At 80.3% G+C, this 1,067-nt stretch carries 1 protein-coding gene; it reads right to left on the bottom strand.

Translation table 11 applies throughout. The features are described 5' to 3' along the window. Positions 1-179: 179 nt before the first annotated feature. Positions 180-1,067 (bottom strand): hypothetical protein (locus ACFCX4_RS36330; RefSeq protein WP_376151765.1); only part of this gene is annotated, 888 nt, incomplete at its 5' end.

Here is a 1,067-nt window from a genome sequence, read left to right on the forward strand (position 1 = left end):
CGGCCGGCGGGGTGACGGGGCGGCGGGCCGGGTGACGGCTCCCGGACCGGCGGGCGGGGAGCCGCGCCAGCCGCGGCGGCGACGCGGACGGGTGGCCGCGCGGACGGCGCGCGGGCTGCGGGGCGCCGGGGGCGGCCCGGACGCGGAAGCGGGTGCCGCGCGGCACGGCCGGGTGGCGGTCAGCCGGTGAGCCAGGGCGCCTCGGGAAGCCTGACGGTGTCGTCCCGGCCGCCGAACTCGACCGTGGTCGGGGTGCCCAGGCCGGGCATCCGCATCGTCAGCTTCCCCAGTCTGCCGTCGCCGTCGACCCAGTAGGTCAGCGGCGACCGCCCACCGTCGGGTGCGGCGCCCTGGGCGCGCGGACCGGCGAACCGGTCGTGCTCCCGGCCGTCGAGCCGCTCGCCGCCGAGGCGGAGCGCCCCGGACTGGGCGAGCAGCAGCGGGTTGTCGGGCCGGTCCGCGCCGAGCTGGACGATCAGCTGGAGCCCGGCGTCCAGCGGGTCCGCCGTGTAGGTGCGCGGCGACCAGCCCTGCCGGGGGACGCGCTCGGCCTGCTGCCACGCCGGGCCGTCCACACCCGGCGGTGCCGGGGCGAGCCCGAGACCGCCGGCGTCCCAGACCACCAGGCCCTGGTCGAGCGGGCCGTTCGACCCGGCGACCCGGTAGCGGCCGACGCCCCGGCGGGCGCGGTAGTCCACGACCCCCTCCACCCGGACCCGGACGTCGCCGCCCTCGTCGGCGGTGAGCGTCACTCCGACGGGGCTCGCCTGGTACAGGTTCAGGCGGGACAGGGCGAGCCGGGAGGCCTCGTCGACGGTCACCGGGCGCTCGCCGTCGCCGTCGCCGTCGTCACCGGCCGCGGTGCGGTGGGCGACGACACCGCCCGCGGCGAGCGCGGCCACCACCAGGGCGGCCAGGGCCGCCCGGAGCCGCGGGGACCGGCGGCGCGGACCGCCGGGACCGGCAGTCGCCGCCGCGGACGTCTTCGGGACCGCGGGCCTGCGGACCGCCGTCTTCGGGGCCGCCGTCTTCCGGGCCATGCGCCTGCCTTCGCTTCTCGTTCGGTC

The sequence above is a fragment of the Kitasatospora sp. NPDC056327 genome (assembly GCF_042261735.1).
Lineage (GTDB): Bacteria > Actinomycetota > Actinomycetes > Streptomycetales > Streptomycetaceae > Kitasatospora.